2 protein-coding genes are annotated in these 19,690 nt (G+C 45.3%); both read left to right on the forward strand.

Translation table 11 applies throughout. The features are described 5' to 3' along the window. Window positions 1-25 precede the first annotated feature (25 nt). On the forward strand, window positions 26-9,850 hold the full coding sequence (locus OO184_RS03430; protein ID WP_265377982.1) for a non-ribosomal peptide synthetase: 9,825 nt from the start codon (window positions 26-28) through the stop codon (window positions 9,848-9,850). Then, window positions 9,847-19,689, forward strand: coding sequence for a non-ribosomal peptide synthetase (locus OO184_RS03435; protein ID WP_265377983.1), 9,843 nt, complete (start codon window positions 9,847-9,849; stop codon window positions 19,687-19,689). Before OO184_RS03430 ends, OO184_RS03435 begins: the two co-directional genes overlap by 4 nt. Window position 19,690: the final 1 nt, after the last annotated feature.

Raw genomic sequence — 19,690 nt, forward strand, 5'->3', positions numbered from 1 at the left:
TAATATCTTTCAAAGGGATTATAGTATGTTTCTAGATAAAGTTGAACAGCTTGTTATTCCACTAAATCAACAGCAAAAAGAAATTTATCTTGATCATATAAATAGAGAGGATACCGCAGCGTTCAATATAGGTGGTTATGTTGAGATTAAACAATCTATTAATATAAAGAATCTCGAATGCGCCATAAAACACACTATCCAAGAACACGCTGTACTTCGCTGTTCAATAGTAGATAAGTACTCAATGCCGCATCATCTTGATTCGGATATGCTAAAAGATACAGTTGAATTTGCTCATATTGTTCAAGACCATCATTTTGAATTGTCTCATTTAGATCTTTCGAATGAAGAAGAAGCGGAATCTAAAGCTTTGGCTATTATTGAACGGATATTCTCTGAGCCATTTAGATTAGCACAGGATGTGCTTTATCGAGTCGGTTTAATTCAGTTAGCTACAAATCGTTTCTGGCTATACTTTATTTCTCATCACATCATCATTGATGGTGTCGGTTATGCTAACTGGTTTCGAAGTATTTTCGACACTTACCAGCAATTGAGTCTGGGAAATAAGCCTAAAGAAAACACGGGGGAGCGGTTTCTTGATCTTGCTGCGCAACCGTTACCGGAGAATTATAGTCAGCAATTAGCAAAGGCAGCTAAATACTGGAAAGAGTTACTCCACCATTTGCCAGATGTGCCTTTCCAATGTAGGAAAGAAGGCTTTGGAACTGCCGATTCAAGGAAAAATAGCAGGCTTGTATATTTTATTAAACCTGATAGATATAAGTCATTTTTAACCAAGGCGAGTCAATGTAATTTACCCATATCGCCGCTTTTTATTACAGCGATTGCTTCTCTGGTAAATCGTATCAACCAAAGTGATGGAGTCCTCATCGGCACGCCTTTACATAATCGTACTACATCAGCTCAACGTAATATGGTTGGTTCGTTTATATCAATGCTGCCGATAATGTGCGCGCAAAATGAGCAGATGTCGGTGGCTGAATCAGTAGCAATGACAGCACGTACTATAAAAAGCGGCTATCGTTATCGCTCTTATCCTTCGAGTGCTTTATATAAGGATTTGTCTTTACGTGCTCAAGGTCGTGAACGTCTTTTTGATATTGTTTTTAACTATCAACAGATTGATTTTGATTTCAGTGCTAGTGGTTTGGATACGGAAACTAATTACCTTAGTCATGGCCGTGAAGATATTCCTCTCACCGTTATATTATGTAATTACGGCGATAAGCAAGACACTCAGCTCCAACTAGACTATCGTCATGATTATTTCTCGTCACATCAGGCTGAACATTTATTGCAAAGCATTATGACTTTGGTCGAACAAATGGTTGCACAGCCTGAAGCGTTATTAACTTCACTTGATTTGGTGAGTAAAGACGTTGAGCAGGAATTATGGAATCTAAGTCAATCTGCTGTGACAGGGGAAAAATGTGTCTCATTAGTGCATGAGCAAATTGAGCAATATGCTGAACGGCATCCTGATGCTATTGCGATAGTGGATGGCGAACGACAAATGTCTTACGCCACATTGAGCAATAAAGCTAATCAATTAGCTAGCTATTTAATTGAGCAGGGGGTTCGGCCTGATAGCCGTGTTGCTATTTGCTTGCCGCGTTCGAGTGAGATGGTCGTGGCGATGTTGGCAACGCTGAAAGCTGGAGCGGCTTATGTTCCTATGGACCCTGATTATCCCGATGGTCGCTTGCAGTTTATGCTGACTGATGCTGAACCTGTTGTTTGCATAACAATGTCTTCCATTGCACATCGATTGGCAGCATGCAAGATCGCAACACTATTGCTTGATGATGCTCAGTTTAATCAACATTTGGCCCAGCGCTCTGCGGCAAACATATCCGCAAGTAATATTGGTTTACAGTTGGATCATCTGGCTTATGTGATTTATACCTCCGGCACCACGGGGCAGCCTAAAGGGGTGATGGTTGAACATAAGCAGTTGAGTCACTTTGTTGCACACATTACCGAGTCTTATAGACTAACTGAACATGATAAGTTTTTGCAGTTCTCTTCGGTCAGCTTCGATATTTCTGTGGAAGAATGTTTCGGTTCGTTATGTAACGGCGCCGCTCTGGTGTTGCGAGCTGATGATATTCATTACGATTTTGATGCATTTTGGGAATTTTGCCGCCGCCATGAAATTTCGGTGACCAGTTTACCTACCGCTTTTTGGCATCAACTGGTGAATTACAGTCGTCAACCTATTGATTCTTCACTACGTTTAGTGATCTTAGGCGGCGAAATGGTGAAATCCGTTAGTGCTCGCGAATGGTTCGAACATGGTCCTGCTATCGAACTTATCAACACATACGGCCCGACTGAAACAACAGTAACCGCATCCGCTTACTGCATGACATCCTTGGCTGATGTAACGGCGATGATTCCCATTGGTAAAGCTAATTATGGCGCCCAACTTTATATATTAGATACGAATTTAAAAAGTGTTCCCTCAGGGTTTCAGGGGGAATTATATATTGGCGGCACAGGTGTAACACGTGGCTATCTTAATCGTGAACAAGATAGCGCGAAGTATTTTGTGGCTAATCCTTTTGGTCCGGGGCGACTTTATCGCACAGGAGATATTGTCCGCCAGTTACCTGATGGTAATGTGGAATTTATTGGGCGCAATGATAATCAAGTAAAAATAAACGGCTTTCGTATTGAGCCAGAAGAAATCAGCAATCAATTAATGGATTATCCCGGCATTTATGAAGCGGTTGTCTATCCTCGACAGCTTGGCTCTGATGATCGATTGCAATTAATTGCTTATGTTGTGGCTGAAGAAACCATCAATGTTAATGCTATTCGTCTGGCGATGAAGAGCAAACTGGCTGATTACATGCTGCCTGTTGCTGTTGTGCAGTTAGAAAAATTACCACTGACACAAAACGGCAAGTTAGATTTTAGGCAATTACCGCTACCGCAAAAACAAGATTATAGTCAGCAGGAATTTGTTGCCCCGGAGGGCGAAGCCGAGTTGGTATTAGCACAACTGTGGCAATCGCTATTAGCCTTGGATAAAGTCAGCCGCCATGACAACTTTTTTGCTCTAGGTGGTCACTCTTTATTAATTATGTCATTGCGAGCAGAATTGGCTCAGCGTGGTTATCAACTGCCTATGCGTGCGATTTATCGAACCAACACGCTGGCAGAATTGGCATTACATTTATCTTGTGTCCGTAAGGATGAAGAAACGTTAACCCACCAAGAGGTGGCTGTTAATAAGCTTGCAGAGCATGTTGAACATATCACGCCTGATATGTTGGATATGGTGACTTTGAGTGAAGAAGAAATCGCAATTATTTGCCAACAAGTTGAGGGCGGCGCCAGTAACATACAAGATATTTATCCATTATCACCGTTGCAGGAAGGCATTTTCTTTCACCATCGGATGAATGAAGAGCATGATACTTATATCATCCCCATTCTTATCAAGTTTGCAAATGAGCAAAAGCTGACAGCATTTCTACATACGCTTGATAAGATAGTGGCGCGCCATGATATTTTCCGCACCTCTATTCATTGGCATGATTTAACCACCTCAGTTCAGGTTGTTCATCGAACAGCTTCGGTTCCTTTACAATGGCAAGCTATTGCTCCAGGTTTCTCAGCATTGGAAACTTTGGCAGAATTATCTGCGATTGAACACCACCATATGAAGCTGGATCGTGCGCCTATGATGCAAGCGATTGCGGCTAAAGATACGAAGACTGATGAGTGTTTTCTGCTATTAAAGCAGCATCATTTATTAAGTGATCATATTTCTGTCTTATTGCAAATTGCAGAAATGCACGCTTTGCTTGAAGATCCCAATGTGTTGTTGCCTACTCCGGTTCAATATCGTGAGTTTGTTGCTTATTCATTAAGAGCTAACCAATCCAATAGCGGTGTTGATTACTTTAAAGCTAAGCTGTCTGATGTTGCTGAAACCACCGCTCCTTTCGGGTTATTAGATGTTTATAACGACGGGTTGAAAATAGATACTGCCAGAGAATGGGCTGGTCCGCGTTTAGCGCAACAGATTATTGGCCTGGCTAGTCAACACTGCATCAGTGCGGCGAATATTTTTTATTTGGCTTGGGCGTTGGTGGTTGCTAAATGCAGCGGTAAATCCGATGTTGTTTTTGGCTCCATGATGTCAGGACGACAGCAAGCTATTCGTGGTAGCGATCGTATTCTAGGTATGTTGATCAATTTGTTGCCTATACGCATCAATTTGGCAGATTTGTCGGTAAGCGAAGGATTAAAGCAGATTCATGATGAGCTCATTGAATTAGCTGACTATGAGCACTTTTCTCTTTCCGAAGCATTGCGTTACAGCGCTTTGCCTGGCGGCACGCCCTTGTTTACCAGTTTGTTGAATTTCAGCCATAAAAGTGAATTAGCTGTTGCCAACCAAAGCCATCATTTTGAAATGATAGGCACTAAAGAGTACACCAACTATCCGTTAGAAATGGGCGTTGAGCAACTCGAGCATGATTTCATCATGCAAGTTCATGTTGAGTCACAAGTCGGGGCGGATAATGTTCTGACTTATATGAGAACAGCATTGGAGGCTATTATTCATGCATTGGGTCAAGCTCCGCAAACACCATTACTGACATTATCTATAACGCCTATTAGCGAACAACAGCGGATTATTAACCAATTCAATAGTCCTGTAGTTGCTTATGATAAAACAGTGGCGGTTCATCAACGCTTTGAGCATCAGGTAGCAAAAACACCTGCGGCCATTGCTGTTGTATGTGATACCCATCGCATCACTTACGCTGAACTTAATCAGCTCGCTAATCAACTGGCTCACTACTTGATAGAACAAGGAGTGGTACGTAATCATATTGTTGCTATCTATGCCGAACGTTCCATTGAGTTTGTCATTGCCATACTCGGCATTATGAAAGCCGGCGCTGCTTACGTTCCTTTGGACTCGACTAATCCACCTGAGCGTTTGTCGTATATGTTGGCTGACTCTGAGGTTAATGTGGTTTTAACTCAAAGCCATTTAAATGGGTTAACCTTCAATAATCAGAAACGTTTTCGGTTGGATGTGGACTGGCCTTCATTAGGGCATTATGCAAATACTAACCCGGAGGTTGAGTGTTATCCTGATGATCTGGCTTATATGATTTATACTTCCGGTTCGACCGGCAAACCTAAAGGCGCGTTGGTGCATCATGCCGGGGCTTTGAATCATATTGATGCCGAATTTGATGTTCTCGGTTTTATGGGACGTCATAATCAACTGTTATCACGTAACTTTCTGCAAAGCGCAGCGTCTTCTTCCGATGTCTCTGTGTGGCAATTTCTGGCGCCTTTATTAAGTGGGGGCAAAACGGTCATTCTGCCGGATGCGATGGATTTGCCTGAATATGTTCGTGTGTTGCAAGACGAACATATTCATCTGATTCAAACCGCTCCGTCAGTATTGAAAATATTGTTAGAACACTTGCTTGGTCAGGGTGAGGTAGCAACGCCATTACCGAATCTGAAATGGTTAATGATTATTGCTGAACCTTGTCCGGTGCCTTTGGTTAATCGCTGGTTGCAATATTACCCTCAGATTCCGGTGATGAATGGTTACGGACCTAGCGAAGCATCGGACGATATTACCTATTTTATTATTAATAAACCGCTAGAAGAGCACGTTAAAAATATTCCTGTAGGCAAGCCGTTACCAAACCTAACCATGTATGTTCTGGATCAACATATGCAAATTTTGCCGACTAATGTTATTGGAGAATTGTGTGTGTCTGGTGTTGGTGTGGGCAAAGGTTATTGGAATAAACCTGAAAAAACGGCAGAAAGTTTTAAAGATAACCCTTTCCTCACGATGAATGGGCATGGGACCCGACTTTATCGTACTGGCGATTTAGGTTATTGGGACGCCAATGGCAATCTGGAACTCGTTGGGCGGATTGATAATCAGGTAAAAGTTCGTGGTTTTCGTGTTGAATTGGGGGAAATTGAGTCGGCTTTGGTGAAGCTACCCCAAGTGGCGGAAGCAGCGGTACTCGTTCATAAAGATAGAGCGGGTGAAAATTGTCTGGTTGCTTATCTGGTATTAACGGCAAATGTTGCTCAGATCGAGCAGATTATTAATAACGTTAAGCAGGGATTAAGCCATCACTTACCGGATTATATGATCCCCAGCTACTATGAAATTCTGGATAAGATGCCATTGAATGCGGCGGATAAAATTAATCGCCATGCATTGCCGAAGCCTTGTTTAGTCAATCATCACGTTGAGTGGGTTGAACCTGCTAATAAGATCGAGCAAGCATTAGCCGGTATTTGGCAATCAGTACTCAATGTTAATCGGGTAGGTCGAAACGACAACTTTTTCCACCTCGGCGGCCACTCTTTATTAGTCATCCGGGTAATTTCTAAAATACGTGCCGAACTTGGACGGGAAATTGCTGTTAGAGCTATTTTTGAACATCCAACGCTGGCCGAACTTGCGGTTATGCTTGAACAGCGGACGGTGACGACAGTTGATTCAATCCCCAAACAGTCACGAACCGGTGAGTTACTGCCTCTGTCATTTGCTCAAGAACGCTTGTGGATTCTTAGCCAAATTGACCAAAGTAGTGCGGAATACAATATGCCCATTGCATTTGCTGTTGAGGGCGAATTTGATGTTGGCGTAGCTGAACTAGCGCTCAATCAAATCATCGAGCGTCATGAAATATTACGTACCGTCTACATTAAGCAAGACGGCAAGCCGTTCCAGAAAATTCTATCTGGGAGAAATCTGACGCTTAATTATATTGATTTAACCTGTATGCCTAAGGAGCAACAAAGTCAGCATGTAGCTGAATTAATGGAAGAAGATGCTAGACAAATTTTTGATCTAAGCCGCGATTTAATGATTCGCGCCACCTTTATTCAGCGCCAAGTCAATAATGGCGTATTGCTATTTAATGCTCATCATATTGCGTCTGACGGCTGGTCTGAGGATATTCTTACCCACGAGTTTGTTGTTCGTTATGATGCTTTACGCAATGGGAACAAGGTCGAAATAAAGGAACTTGACATTCAATATGCTGATTTTGCAGTTTGGCAACGTGACAGGTTGCAAAGTGAGTATTTAGCGTCGCAGATTAGCTATTGGAAGCGGCAATTGGATGAGATACCGCCAGTACACAGTTTGCCGCTGGACAGACCGAGGCCGAAGGTAAGGCAACATCAAGGCGCCGTGGTGACAGGCTCATTGCAGGAGGACACTACGCAAGCACTGGTCAGTTTGGCCAGACAACATCAACTGACTCCGTTCATGCTATTCCATGCTGCGTTGGCATTATTATTATCTCGTCACAGCAACAGCGATGACATTGTGATAGGCACGCCAGTGGCGAACCGTTTGCAGGCAGAGCTGGAAACGCTGATTGGCTTCTTTGTCAACACCTTGATACTAAGAGTAGATACTAGGCACGCTATGCTTAGTGATTACCTTGCTCATGTCAAACAGGTGCATCTGGATGCTCAGGCCAATCAAGACGTGCCGTTTGAACAACTGGTTGAACGGTTACAAGTAACAAGAAGTACGGCATATACGCCATTGTTCCAAATCATGTTGACGACCGATACAGATTATGGACTGAATAGCGACGTTGGAGAGGTTGCCCTCAACCTGCCGGGAATGAAGCTGAATTCAATCGCTCCGAACCATATCCAAACCAAGTTTGATCTCAATATTGACCTGAGTATTAGTGAACATAGATTGCATTTGCAATGGGTCTATGACACCAGTTTGTTCAGCCATGAACATATTGAGCAGCTCAATGATCACCTGTCACGTTTACTAATAGGGCTGGCCGAAGCGACGAAGGCGAATGACTATACACGGGTTTCACTTGCCAGTCTGCCGATGCTGTCAAATGTGGAGATCGCGTACCTGCGGCATACGCTCAATGATACCTATGTAGAATATCCAAAGAGCAAATGTATCCACGAGCTGTTTGAACAGCAGGTCGAAGCAAATCCTGATAACGTTGCGCTGGAGTGCGGTGATAGCCAATTGACTTACAGGCAGCTCAATGAAAAATCCAACCAGTTGGCGCACTATCTGTTGGAACGCCACGCTATTGAGCCGGATACGCTAGTAGGTTTATGTGTGGAACGTTCACTGGAGATGGTAATCGGCATTTTGGCGATCCTCAAGGCGGGGGGAGCTTATGTGCCGCTGGACCCAAGATATCCTCAGGAGCGTCTGGGTTACATGTTGGAAGATGCGCAGCTTGAGGTGGTGCTGATCCAGTCACACTTGGAGCAGGTACTGCCAGACTTCAACGGTCATCGGGTGATATTAGATAATCTTGGCAGTACGAATAGTCAAATCAGCACGGCATACAACCACTATCCTACGACTAATCTGGATAAGCATTCATTGGCGTTGACTGCCAGTCATCTGGCTTATGTGATTTACACCTCAGGATCAACGGGTAAACCTAAAGGGGTGATGATTGAGCATAGTAATACCATTGCCATGCTCAGTTGGGCTCGGTCGCAATATACCAAGGAGGACATTGCTTGTGTTCTCATGTCAACGTCTCTGAACTTTGATTTATCAATATTTGAACTATTTTTACCTTTAGTTTCGGGTACGCGGGTGTGTGTTGTTGAGGACATTCTGGTTCTACATCAAGGCATTGACTGCCAGGCGACTCTGATAAATACGGTACCTTCGGCAATGAACTCTCTGGTTGAACGAAATGCGATACCGAGGAGTACTCGGGTTATTAATTTGGCCGGCGAGGCTTTATCTGCAAATTTGGTCAATGCGATATATGAGAAAAATCAAGATGTAACAGTTTATAACTTATATGGACCGTCAGAGGATACGACATATTCTACTTGGGCGAAATTGGATTCTCCTGTGCACACCACACCGACTATTGGCAGGATCATTAGCAATAGTCAGGCTTATATTTTGGATAAAGAGCAGCAACTTGTGCCTTACGGCTCTATCGGGGAGCTTTATGTCGGCGGCGCGGGTTTAGCCCGTGGTTATATCAACCGCCCTGAACTCACGAAGGAACGCTTCGTTGCCAACCCATTTCATGATCCGGCCAATACCGATAGCAGTGAGCGTTTGTACAAAACCGGCGATTTGGTGCGCTACCTGTCAGACGGTAATCTGGAGTTCGTTGGTCGTATTGATGATCAAGTGAAAATCCGTGGTTTCAGAATAGAACTGGGTGAGATTGAGTATCAACTCAATCAGCAGGCAGGGGTGAACTCGTCTCTGGTGCTGGTCAAGACAACCTTGGCAGGCGACAAACAACTGGTTGCCTATATCAAACAAGTATCGGATAAGCTGACGAATGAGTGTGCAGAAGAATGGCAGCAGGCTCAAACTCAGTTTATTCAAGGTATCAAATCTGCATTAACCAAATCCTTGCCGGACTACATGATACCGTCAGTCATGGTTGTGGTTGAAGAATGGCCGTTGACGCCCAATGGCAAGATTGACCGCAAGATGCTGCCTGAACCTAATACTGAGCATGATAACAGCGATAGTTTTATTGAACCAGTTGGTGAAACGGAAATCTCTTTGGCGGCAATTTGGCAAAGAGTACTGAATGTCAGACAAATATCGCGCAACGATAATTTTTTTGCACTAGGCGGTCACTCATTATTGGCAATCAAATTAGTCACGGAAATCAATGCGGCATTTGTCATTGAGCTTGGTGCTATGCAGGTTTTCCAGACACCTCTCTTGCATGAACTTGCAGAATTAATCTGCAACCAGCAATTACAAGGGCAAATCCAAAGTGAGCTTGAAACAGCAGGTGAAGAGGGGTGGTTATGATGGACATGTTGAAATTAGTTAAAGACGCTTATGAACAGGGTGTATTGCTATTCAGTAAAGAGGGTCAGTTAGGATTTAAGTTAAAAGGCGCTCACTTCCCCGATGAACTAAAAGCCAAAATTAAAGCACACAAAGCCGAGCTGATCGATTTTCTCGATAAAGGCAGAGTGGATATCCCTGGCAATGAAATGGTGATTGAACCGGCTCTTCGAACCCAGGCGTTGCCTCTAAGTTCTTCACAGCAACGGATCTGGTTTATCGAGCAATTTGGCGGTGGGAGCACCGCCTACAACATGGTGTCAGCCTATACGGTAAGCGGTAAATTTGAACTGGCGGCAGCGAATCTGGCCCTGCAAACCATCATAGATCGGCACGAAGCGCTGCGTACTGTTTATCACAGCGATGAAAATGGAACCTGGCAGGTTATCAAGCCGGAGTGGTCATTCGAGATAGCCCAATCGGATATCCATGATATAGGCGAAGCCAAGCAAGAGGCGTGGGTTGAGCAGGCTATTCTGGATGAAATGACCTACCGATTTGATTTGGCATGGGATGTGATGGTGCGTTGTCGCTATATCAGCACCTCAATGGAGCAGGGCGTGCTGTTATTTAACATGCATCATATTGCTTCCGATGGTTGGTCGATGGGGATATTGGTTAAAGAGTTTGTGAACTTGTATCAGGCTTATCGCCAAGGTCGGGCTAACCCGTTAGCGGCTCTGGAGATTCAGTATGCCGATTATGCGGTCTGGCAGCGCAGCCCAGAGAGAGAGACTCAGTTAGCGGCAGGGTTAGCCTATTGGCAGCAACAGTTGTCGGATTTACCTCCAGTTCATGGATTGCCTTTGGATTACGGGCGACCAACCCATCAAACCAGTCATGGCAGCAGTTATGAATTTAGCCTGGACAATGAAGTTAGCAAAGGGTTGCAGCAACTGGCGTCGGCACAGGGTTGCACGCTTTTTATGGTGTTGCATGCGGCGTTTACGGTACTGCTCAGTCGTCACAGCGGACAACGGGATATTGTAGTGGGAACCCCGGTAGCTAACCGTTTGCAGACATCATTAACGCCGTTGATAGGCTGTTTTATGAATACGCTGGTGTTGCGCAGCGAGTGTGAGCTGGAACAATCGTTCATCAATTATCTAGGTTCGGTCCGGGAGATAAACCTGACTGCCCTGCGGCACCAAAATGTCCCGTTTGAGTTATTAGTGGAGCGGTTGCAGCCGGAACGCAGCACCAGTTATTCCCCGTTATTCCAAATCATGTTTTCTATGAATACGAATGACAGTGTGGAATTGCAACTGGAAGGGGTAAGTTTGCAGCCGCGGCTGGAACAGACTCGCAATGCGATGTATGAATTGACGTTAGAAGCCAAGCAAACAGAGGCAGGTTTGACTTTTAGTTTCGAGTACAACACGGATTTGTTTGCAGAGGAGACAATAAAGCGGCTGGCAGCGCGTTTTACGACTTTGTTGATAGGCATAGTGGCTTCTCCGTCCGAAAAGCTTGGCGATTTAACTCTGTTGCCGCCGGAAGAGCAGGATTACCTGCTACACAGTTTGAACCAGACAGCGGTAGAGTATGACCGTAGCCAATGTATCCATGAGCGGCTAGAAGCATTTGCTGAACAAACGCCGGATGCCATTGCATTGATCTTTGATGACCAGCGGTTGACTTATGCGCAACTTAATGCCAGAGCTAATCAGTTAGCACATCAATTAAGAGCGCAGGGCGTTTCAACGGGTGGGCGAGTTGCTGTGTTGTTGCAGAGAGGCATCGACATGGTTACAGCACTATTGGCAGTGATGAAAGCAGGAGCTGCGTATGTTCCGGTTGATCCTAGTTTTCCTGCCGATAGAGTGCGGTATATGCTGAACGATGCGGCGCCGCAATGTATTATAAGTAACCGCATTATAAGTAACCGCGAATGTGCATCAGGATTAGTCGGTTTTGCCGAATTAACCTGCTTACTGGATCACATTGACCTTAGCCAATCACCCACCACCAATATTTCTAAACAGTCGATCAGTTTAGCCGCATCTGCTCCGGCCTACGTGATTTACACTTCGGGTTCTACGGGTAATCCCAAAGGTGTGATGGTCAGCCACTCTGCGGTTAATAACTTCTTGATCTCAATGCAAGATAACTTGCAGTGTATGGCGCAGGACAATGTTTTAGCCATCACCACTATTTCCTTTGATATTGCCGTATTAGAGCTCTATCTGCCTTGGTTGTCCGGCGCCGCTTGTGTTGTGGCGGCGCAGCAGGACGTGACTGATCCCGCCAGACTGGTTGCACTACTCGAACAACATAACATTTCGCTGTTACAAGCCACGCCAACGACTTGGAATATGTTGCTTGAATCAGGCTGGCAGGGGCGCTCATCGTTAAAAATGATCAGTGGCGGCGAGGCCTTGCCATTAGCGACAGCAACGGCGTTATTGAGCAAAGGCAACGCTCTCTGGAATATGTACGGACCGACGGAAACCACGGTTTGGTCAACCATTGCGAAACTGGACGCACAACTACTTGAGCAGCAACTTGTTACTATCGGGTTACCGTTAAACAACACCACAATTTATTTACTTGATGAACAATTAAAACCGGTGCCTTTTGGGGCGGTGGGAGAGCTATACATTGGTGGTGATGGGCTTGCTGACGGCTATTTCAAACGTGAAGATCTGACTGCTGAGCGATTCATTAACCTGACATTTTCTGACGGTTTAACCGCCAGGGTTTATAAAACGGGTGATCTTGCTCGTTACACTACAGAAGGTTCACTTGTGTATTTGGGTAGAAATGATTACCAAGTGAAATTACGGGGCCACCGAATTGAACTTGGCGAAATTGAACAGGTTATCAACCTGTTTCCACAAATAACCCGTTCTGTTGTGATTGCGCTAAACGATCAGCAAACACAACAGTATCTAGCGGGTTATGTAGTCGCCGAACAACAAATTGATATTGATGCGCTACGTCAACACCTTGAGCAGAAGTTGCCAGCCTATATGTTACCACGAGCAATTATTCAGCTCGAAACATTGCCGCTTACGCTAAATAACAAGATTGATCGCAAAGCGTTGCCAATACCGCAAAACAGTAATATTGCTGTTAAAGCCAGTACGCCGCCTATCAACGAGAAAGAAGAAATACTGGCAGCTATTTGGTGCGAAATGCTAGGTATTGAGCAAATAGGCCGGGATGACAACTTTTTTATGGTTGGAGGCCACTCATTAATTGCGACTAAGGTGATCACAAAGATTAATGAGCAGTTTCAATGCAGTTTACAGGTAAAAGATATCTTTGAAGCTGCAACAGTGGCTCTTCTTGCAGAGAGAGTGCCTTATGAAGCGTCGGATAAGCATTATCAAACAATTCCTATTCTTGAACGCAAGACAAATTTATTACCGCAATCTTATGCTCAACAACGAATCTGGTTTATCGAGCAGTTTGGCGGTGATAGCACCGCCTACAACATGGTGTCAGCTTATACGGTAAGCGGTAAATTTGAACTGGCGGCAGCGAATCTAGCCCTGCAAACCATCATCGATCGACATGAAGTGCTGCGTACTGTTTACCACAGCGATGAAAATGGAACCTGGCAGGTTATCAAGCCGGAGTGGTCGTTTGAGATAGCTCAATCGGATATCAGTGACATCGGCAAAGCCGGGCAAGAGGTGTGGATTGAACAGGCTATTCAGCATGAAATGACCTACCGATTTGATTTGGCACAGGATGTGATGGTGCGTTGTCACTACATCATCACTTCAACGAAGCAGGGCGTGTTGTTATTTAACATGCATCATATTGCTTCTGATGGTTGGTCAATGGGGGTACTGGTTAAGGAACTTGTGAGCTTGTACCAAGCTTATCGCCAAGGTCGACCTAACCCGTTACCGGCTCTGGAGATTCAGTATGCCGATTATGCGGTCTGGCAACACAGCGCAGAAGGAGAATCTCAGTTAGCAGCGGGATTGGAATATTGGCAGCAACAGTTGTCGGATTTACCCCCAGTACACGGGTTGCCTCTGGATTACGGGCGGCCGGTCAACCAGACCAGTCATGGTCGCAGTTATGAATTTAGCCTGAACAATGAGGTTAGCAAAGGGTTGCAGCAACTGGCGCTGACACAAGGGTGCACTCTTTTTATGGTGTTGCATGCGGCGTTTACGGTACTGCTCAGTCGTCATAGCGGGCAACGAGATATTGTGGTGGGAACCCCGATAGCGAACCGTTTGCAGACATCATTAACGCCGTTGATCGGCTGTTTTATCAATACGCTGGTATTGCGCAGCGAATGTGAGCTAGAGCAATCGTTTATCGATTACCTGAGATCGATCCGGGAGGTAAACCTGGCTGCCCAGCGGCACCAAAATGTCCCGTTTGAATTATTAGTAGAGCGGTTGCAACCGGAGCGTAGCACCAGTTATTCACCGTTGTTCCAAATCATGTTTTCTATGAATACGAATGACCGTGTGGAGCTGCAATTGGACGGGGTAAGTTTGTGGCCGAGGCCGGAACAGACCCGCAATGCGATGTATGAATTGACACTGGATGCCAGCCAGACAGAAGAAGGTCTGACGTTTAATTTTGAGTACAACACGGATTTGTTTGCAGAAGAGACAATAAAGCGGCTGGTGGTACGTTTTACCACCTTGTTGATGAGCATTGCGGCTTCTCCGTCCGAAAAGCTTGGCGATTTGGCTCTGTTACCGCCGGAAGAGCAGGATTACTTGTTGCACGGTTTGAACCAGACAGCGGTAGAGTATGACCGTAGCCAATGTATCCATGAGCGGATAGAAAAGTTTGCCGAACAAACGCCGGATGCCATTGCGCTGATCTTTGGCGACCAGCAGTTGACTTATGCGCAACTTAATGCCAGAGCTAATCAGTTGGCGCATTATCTGGTTGTTCAGGGCGCCAAACCGGATTCAATGATTGCGATATGTATTGAACGAAGTATTGACATGATTGTGTCGGTACTTGCCATCTTGAAATCGGGTAGTGCCTATTTGCCTCTTGATCCTGCGTATCCGCAAGAAAGGCTTGCTTATATTATTGATGATGCCCAGCCTTTGATGGTGATAACCAACAGCCATAACAACAAGTTATTGCCTGAAAATAGTCCATTGAGCATTGATGTGACTACCACCTCGTTTGCCGGATTCTCAACCGATAATATCGCCGCCGCTGAATTGGGTTTGCGTTCTACCCACTTGGCTTATGTTCTCTATACCTCGGGTTCTACGGGCATGCCGAAAGGTGTGATGATTGAACATCAGGCATTGGTGAATCTGGTGGTGGGGCTTGCGGATGCCTATCTTTATTCAAAGCAGGATCGGGTACTGCAATTTGCCGCCCTCAGTTTTGATATGTCTATTGAAGAAATATTTGGCGCCTTTGGCAATGGCAGTACGTTGGTCTTACGTGGCGAAGATTGGTTGATAGATGTCGCTACTTTCTGGCAAAGGTGTCGGGAATACCAGATCAGTGCGGTGAATTTGCCAACCACGTTCTGGCACGAAGTGGTAAGTGAAGATACGGTCTTGGTACCTGAGCATATTCGCCAAATTAGTGTCGGCGGCGAGCAGATTAAGCCGGATAAAGTGGTTGCATGGTATCAGCGACCGGGGCATTTACCCCGTTTAGTCAATGCCTATGGGCCAACCGAATACACGGTCAATACTTGCATTGCCTACGATTTTCAGGGAGACACCCTCAGTATTGGGCGCCCAATTCAAAATACGGCCATCTTCTTGTTGGACAAAAATCAACAGCTTGTGCCTTTTGGCGCTGTTGGTGAAATTTGTGTCGCGGGTGATGGTGTTGCGCGGGGCTATATCAACAAACAGCAATTAACCCGTGAACGATTTATTGATAATCCTTTTGTCAGCCGCTATCCAAAGCTCTATCGAACCGGCGACTTGGGGCGTTACTCACTGGCAGGGGATATTCAATATTACGGGCGTGATGACCATCAGGTTAAGATCCGTGGATTCCGTATTGAGTTAGGGGAGATAGAAACAAGGCTGCGTAGCCTGCCTGCCATTCGCGATGCGGTTGTCATTGCTCGAGAGGATGAATCGTCCCACAAGTATCTGGCGGCCTATATCACCCTTGATGGTCAGCAAAAAATTGCTGAGATCCGACACCTATTAAGTCAGCAGTTACCGAGCTATATGGTTCCTTCGGCGTTTGTGGTGCTAGAGGAGATACCGCTTACTGCTAACCGTAAAGTGGATCGTAAAGCGCTGCCTAAACCGGATTTTGTTGCTCAGGGGGAAATTGAATATATCGCGCCAGCCACTGAACAGGAGACACTGCTAGCTGAAATTTGGCGAACACTGTTTGGATTGGCGCAAGTCAGTGCTGTTGCCAACTTCTTTGAGTTGGGCGGACACTCGTTGTTGAGCATGAAGATGCTATCCCATATTAAAAAGCATGGTTATCGATTGGATATTCGGGCCTTGTTTGAGTACCCGAAATTACGGGATATGGCGAAACAACTTTACGATCCACTACAGGCAACCGAGCAGAGATCACCGTTGTTAACAGCCCATGAAGCATTGGAAAGTCTGGTTTCCCTGTCGGAAACCGAGCGGGCTTTGATCGTCTCTCAGTCGCCGGGAGGTGAGCAAAATATTGTTGGCATTTATCCTTTGGCGCCATTACAGGAAGGGATCTTATTCCATCACATGATGTGTGGGCAATCTGACCTTTATGTTACTCCGATGCTGTATTCATTTCCGTCAAACACCGAGATGGAAAGCTTTATTGGAGCATTGGATAAAATAGTACAGCGACATGATGCGCTGCGAACCGGAATTTTTTGGCAAGGTATTGATGAACCGGTGCAGGTTATCTACAAAGAGGCGCCATTACCGGTGGTTGACATCGATTTGAGGGATGATGTTGATATTCAGCAGCAGTTAGCACAGTTTATGGAACCATCACAACAATGGATGGATGTTACTCAGGCGCCGTTAGTCAGGGTAACTCGGTTTATCGACCGCCAGCAAAAGCAGCGCTATGTTATGGTGCAGGAGCATCACCTGATAAGTGATCATGTGTCATTGGAGATTATTCAAGAAGAATTTCTGGCTATCTTGACCGGTGATGAAAAGTCACTGCCAGAAGCTTTGAGTTATCGGGAGTTTGTCTTAAACGCCATCAGCCAAACCGATACAAAAGCGGCGCAGCAGTTTTTTACCGAGCAATTGGCTGGGGTTGATGAAATCACGGCACCTTTTGGGATCACAAGTGGAATGGTTAACAATAACGTATTCACTGAAATCCAAATTGGGTTGCCTGCGGATTTATCCGCAGAGATTCGTCGCTCTTCTTCTGCATGGCAGATAAGTCCAGCGCTTATTTTTCACATGGCATGGGCATTGGTTCTGGCAAAAACCAGCGGCACTAAAGATGTCATATTCGGTACGGTATTATCTGGTCGCTTGCAGGGTGTTGATAATATTGAGCGAGTCGTTGGTTTATTCATCAATACCTTGCCACTGCGTGTTGATTTGAGTCAGTTGAGCGTGGCTCAATTAATGCAGGAAATGCAACAGAAACTGGTTAGCTTGCTGCAATTTGAGCAAGTACCGACTGCGATTGCTGAACAATGTAGCAAACTGTCGGGTTCTAGCAGTTTATTCGACAGTATTTTGAATTACCGTCACTCCGAAGTGAGTGGCGAGACAAGTGAACTTAACCAGCTTTGGCAAAAAACCGGCATTGAGTTGGTCGATGTAAGAGAACGTACCAATTACCCGATTACAATATCGATTGACGATTTCGGGGATGATTTTTCTGTTGCCGCCCAAATCGACAGTCGATTTGATGCTGAACGCTTGGTGGAATATCTCATCAATGCTAGCAGACAACTTGTTACTGCTTTGCAAAATCAGGTACAGGTTGCCGCATTGTCGCTCGACATCCTTGATGCTGAGGAACGGGCGTTCCTGTTGCATTCGTTAAATCAAACGGTATTACCGTATGACAACTCACAAACTCTGATTGGGAGATTCGAAGCCCAAGTTAAGGCGACTCCCGATGAGATTGCGTTGAATTTTGCTGGCGAGACGATGACGTACCGTGAGTTAAATCAGCGATCTAATCAACTTGCTCAGTATCTCCTGAACAAGGGAGCGAAAGTAAATACTCCCGTCGTGATGTTCATTGAACGTTCCTTTGAGATGGTCATCACTGTTATCGCTATCTTAAAAACGGGCGCCGGTTATGTGCCGCTGGATACCTCATTACCGACAGAACGCTTAAACATCATTCTTAGTGATCTGTCTGATGAGATCTTAGTAACGATGTGCTCCTTGAATGATAGGTTTGCGGTAAAACGCCAGAAAATGGTGTTGTTGGATGATCCGTATACAACAGAGATCTTGGACAAACAGCCAACCAGTAATTTGGCTATCGAATATTCCCTAGATTACCTTGGTTACGTGCTCTATACCTCAGGTTCAACGGGTAAGCCTAAGGCGATTGAAATGCCACAGCGGGCGCTGAGCAATTTATTACAAGGTATTAGCCAGCTTGAGCCAGCGCTGACGGGGCCGAACCGTTGGTTACAATTCTCATCAATTGGTTTTGATCTCAGTTTTGAAGACATATTCATGCCGCTGTTGTCCGGGGGTTCACTACAGCTTATTGATAAATCGACTCAGTTGGATATTCGGCTGTTAGCGAAGCAAATCCAGCAGGGGCAACTTCAAGTCCTGAACTTACCTTATGCCGTATTGCAGAATCTGGCTGAGTATAGCGGCGTCAATGGGCTACAGTTCCCCGAATTAAGGGTTATTGTTTCGAGCGCAGAAAGGCTCAAAATCACAGCGGCCATCAGACAGTTTTTCACGACACATAGTCAATGTAAGTTAGTGAACCACTATGGCCCGGCAGAGACCCATGTCGTAACGTCTAACACATTACAGGGAGAACCTGCCTCATGGCCTGATTTGCCGACGATTGGCCGCTCATTGCCTAACGTGGCCGGTTATATCTTGGATGAGTACTTGCAGCCTGTCCCGATGGGAGCCATTGGCGAGCTATATTTAGCCGGGGACTGTTTATCAAGAGGCTATTATCAGCAGCCCCAGCTTACCGCAGAGCGTTATCTTGATTGTGATTGGGTTCTTGGGAAACGAGTATATCGAACCGGGGACTTAGCCAGCTTTCATCAAAACGGTGAAATCAACTACTTTGGCCGCAACGATCATCTGGTCAAGATCCGTGGGTTCAGAATTGAACTCGGTGATATCGAAGCTCAATTAAGTAAGTTCGATGGCATAACCGGAGCCGTAGTCATTGCGATTGATACAGAAGCAGGCGATAAGCAGCTTATTGCTTATTTTATCGCGGCTAACCCATTGGATTTACCTGAAATTAAAGCCTATTTATCGGCTAGCTTACCTGATTACATGTTGCCATCTGCGTATGTGCAGATGGCGGCTTTTCCGCTGAATACCAATGGCAAAGTGGATCGCAGCCGACTTCCACAACCTGGAGCAGATAACTTTGTCAAAGCCAAATACATCGCGCCAGTGACTGAACTGGAACAAAGTGTTGCGAAAATTTGGCAGGGGTTATTGCAACAAGACAGGGTAAGCATGGCCGACAACTTTTTTGATTTAGGTGGTCATTCCTTATTAGCGATGAAGCTAATTTCTCGAATTGAACAGGCATTTTCCGTTGGCGTGCCAATTGCGATTGTGTTTGAAAGATCAAGATTAGAGCAGTTATGTGATTGGCTTGAAAAAGAAATTGTTATTCAACGTAACAAGTCAGTTGGGGCTGTAGTGGAAGAATATGAGGTAACCGAGTGGTGAT

This window comes from Photorhabdus aballayi (genome assembly GCF_026153155.1).
GTDB lineage: Bacteria > Pseudomonadota > Gammaproteobacteria > Enterobacterales > Enterobacteriaceae > Photorhabdus > Photorhabdus luminescens.

Excerpts from the sequence above, each read along its gene's own strand:
- OO184_RS03430 (WP_265377982.1), top strand. The coding sequence starts at position 26 with ATGTTTCTAGATAAAGTTGAACAGCTTGTTATTCCACTAAATCAACAG.
- OO184_RS03435 (WP_265377983.1), top strand. The coding sequence starts at position 9,847 with ATGATGGACATGTTGAAATTAGTTAAAGACGCTTATGAACAGGGTGTA.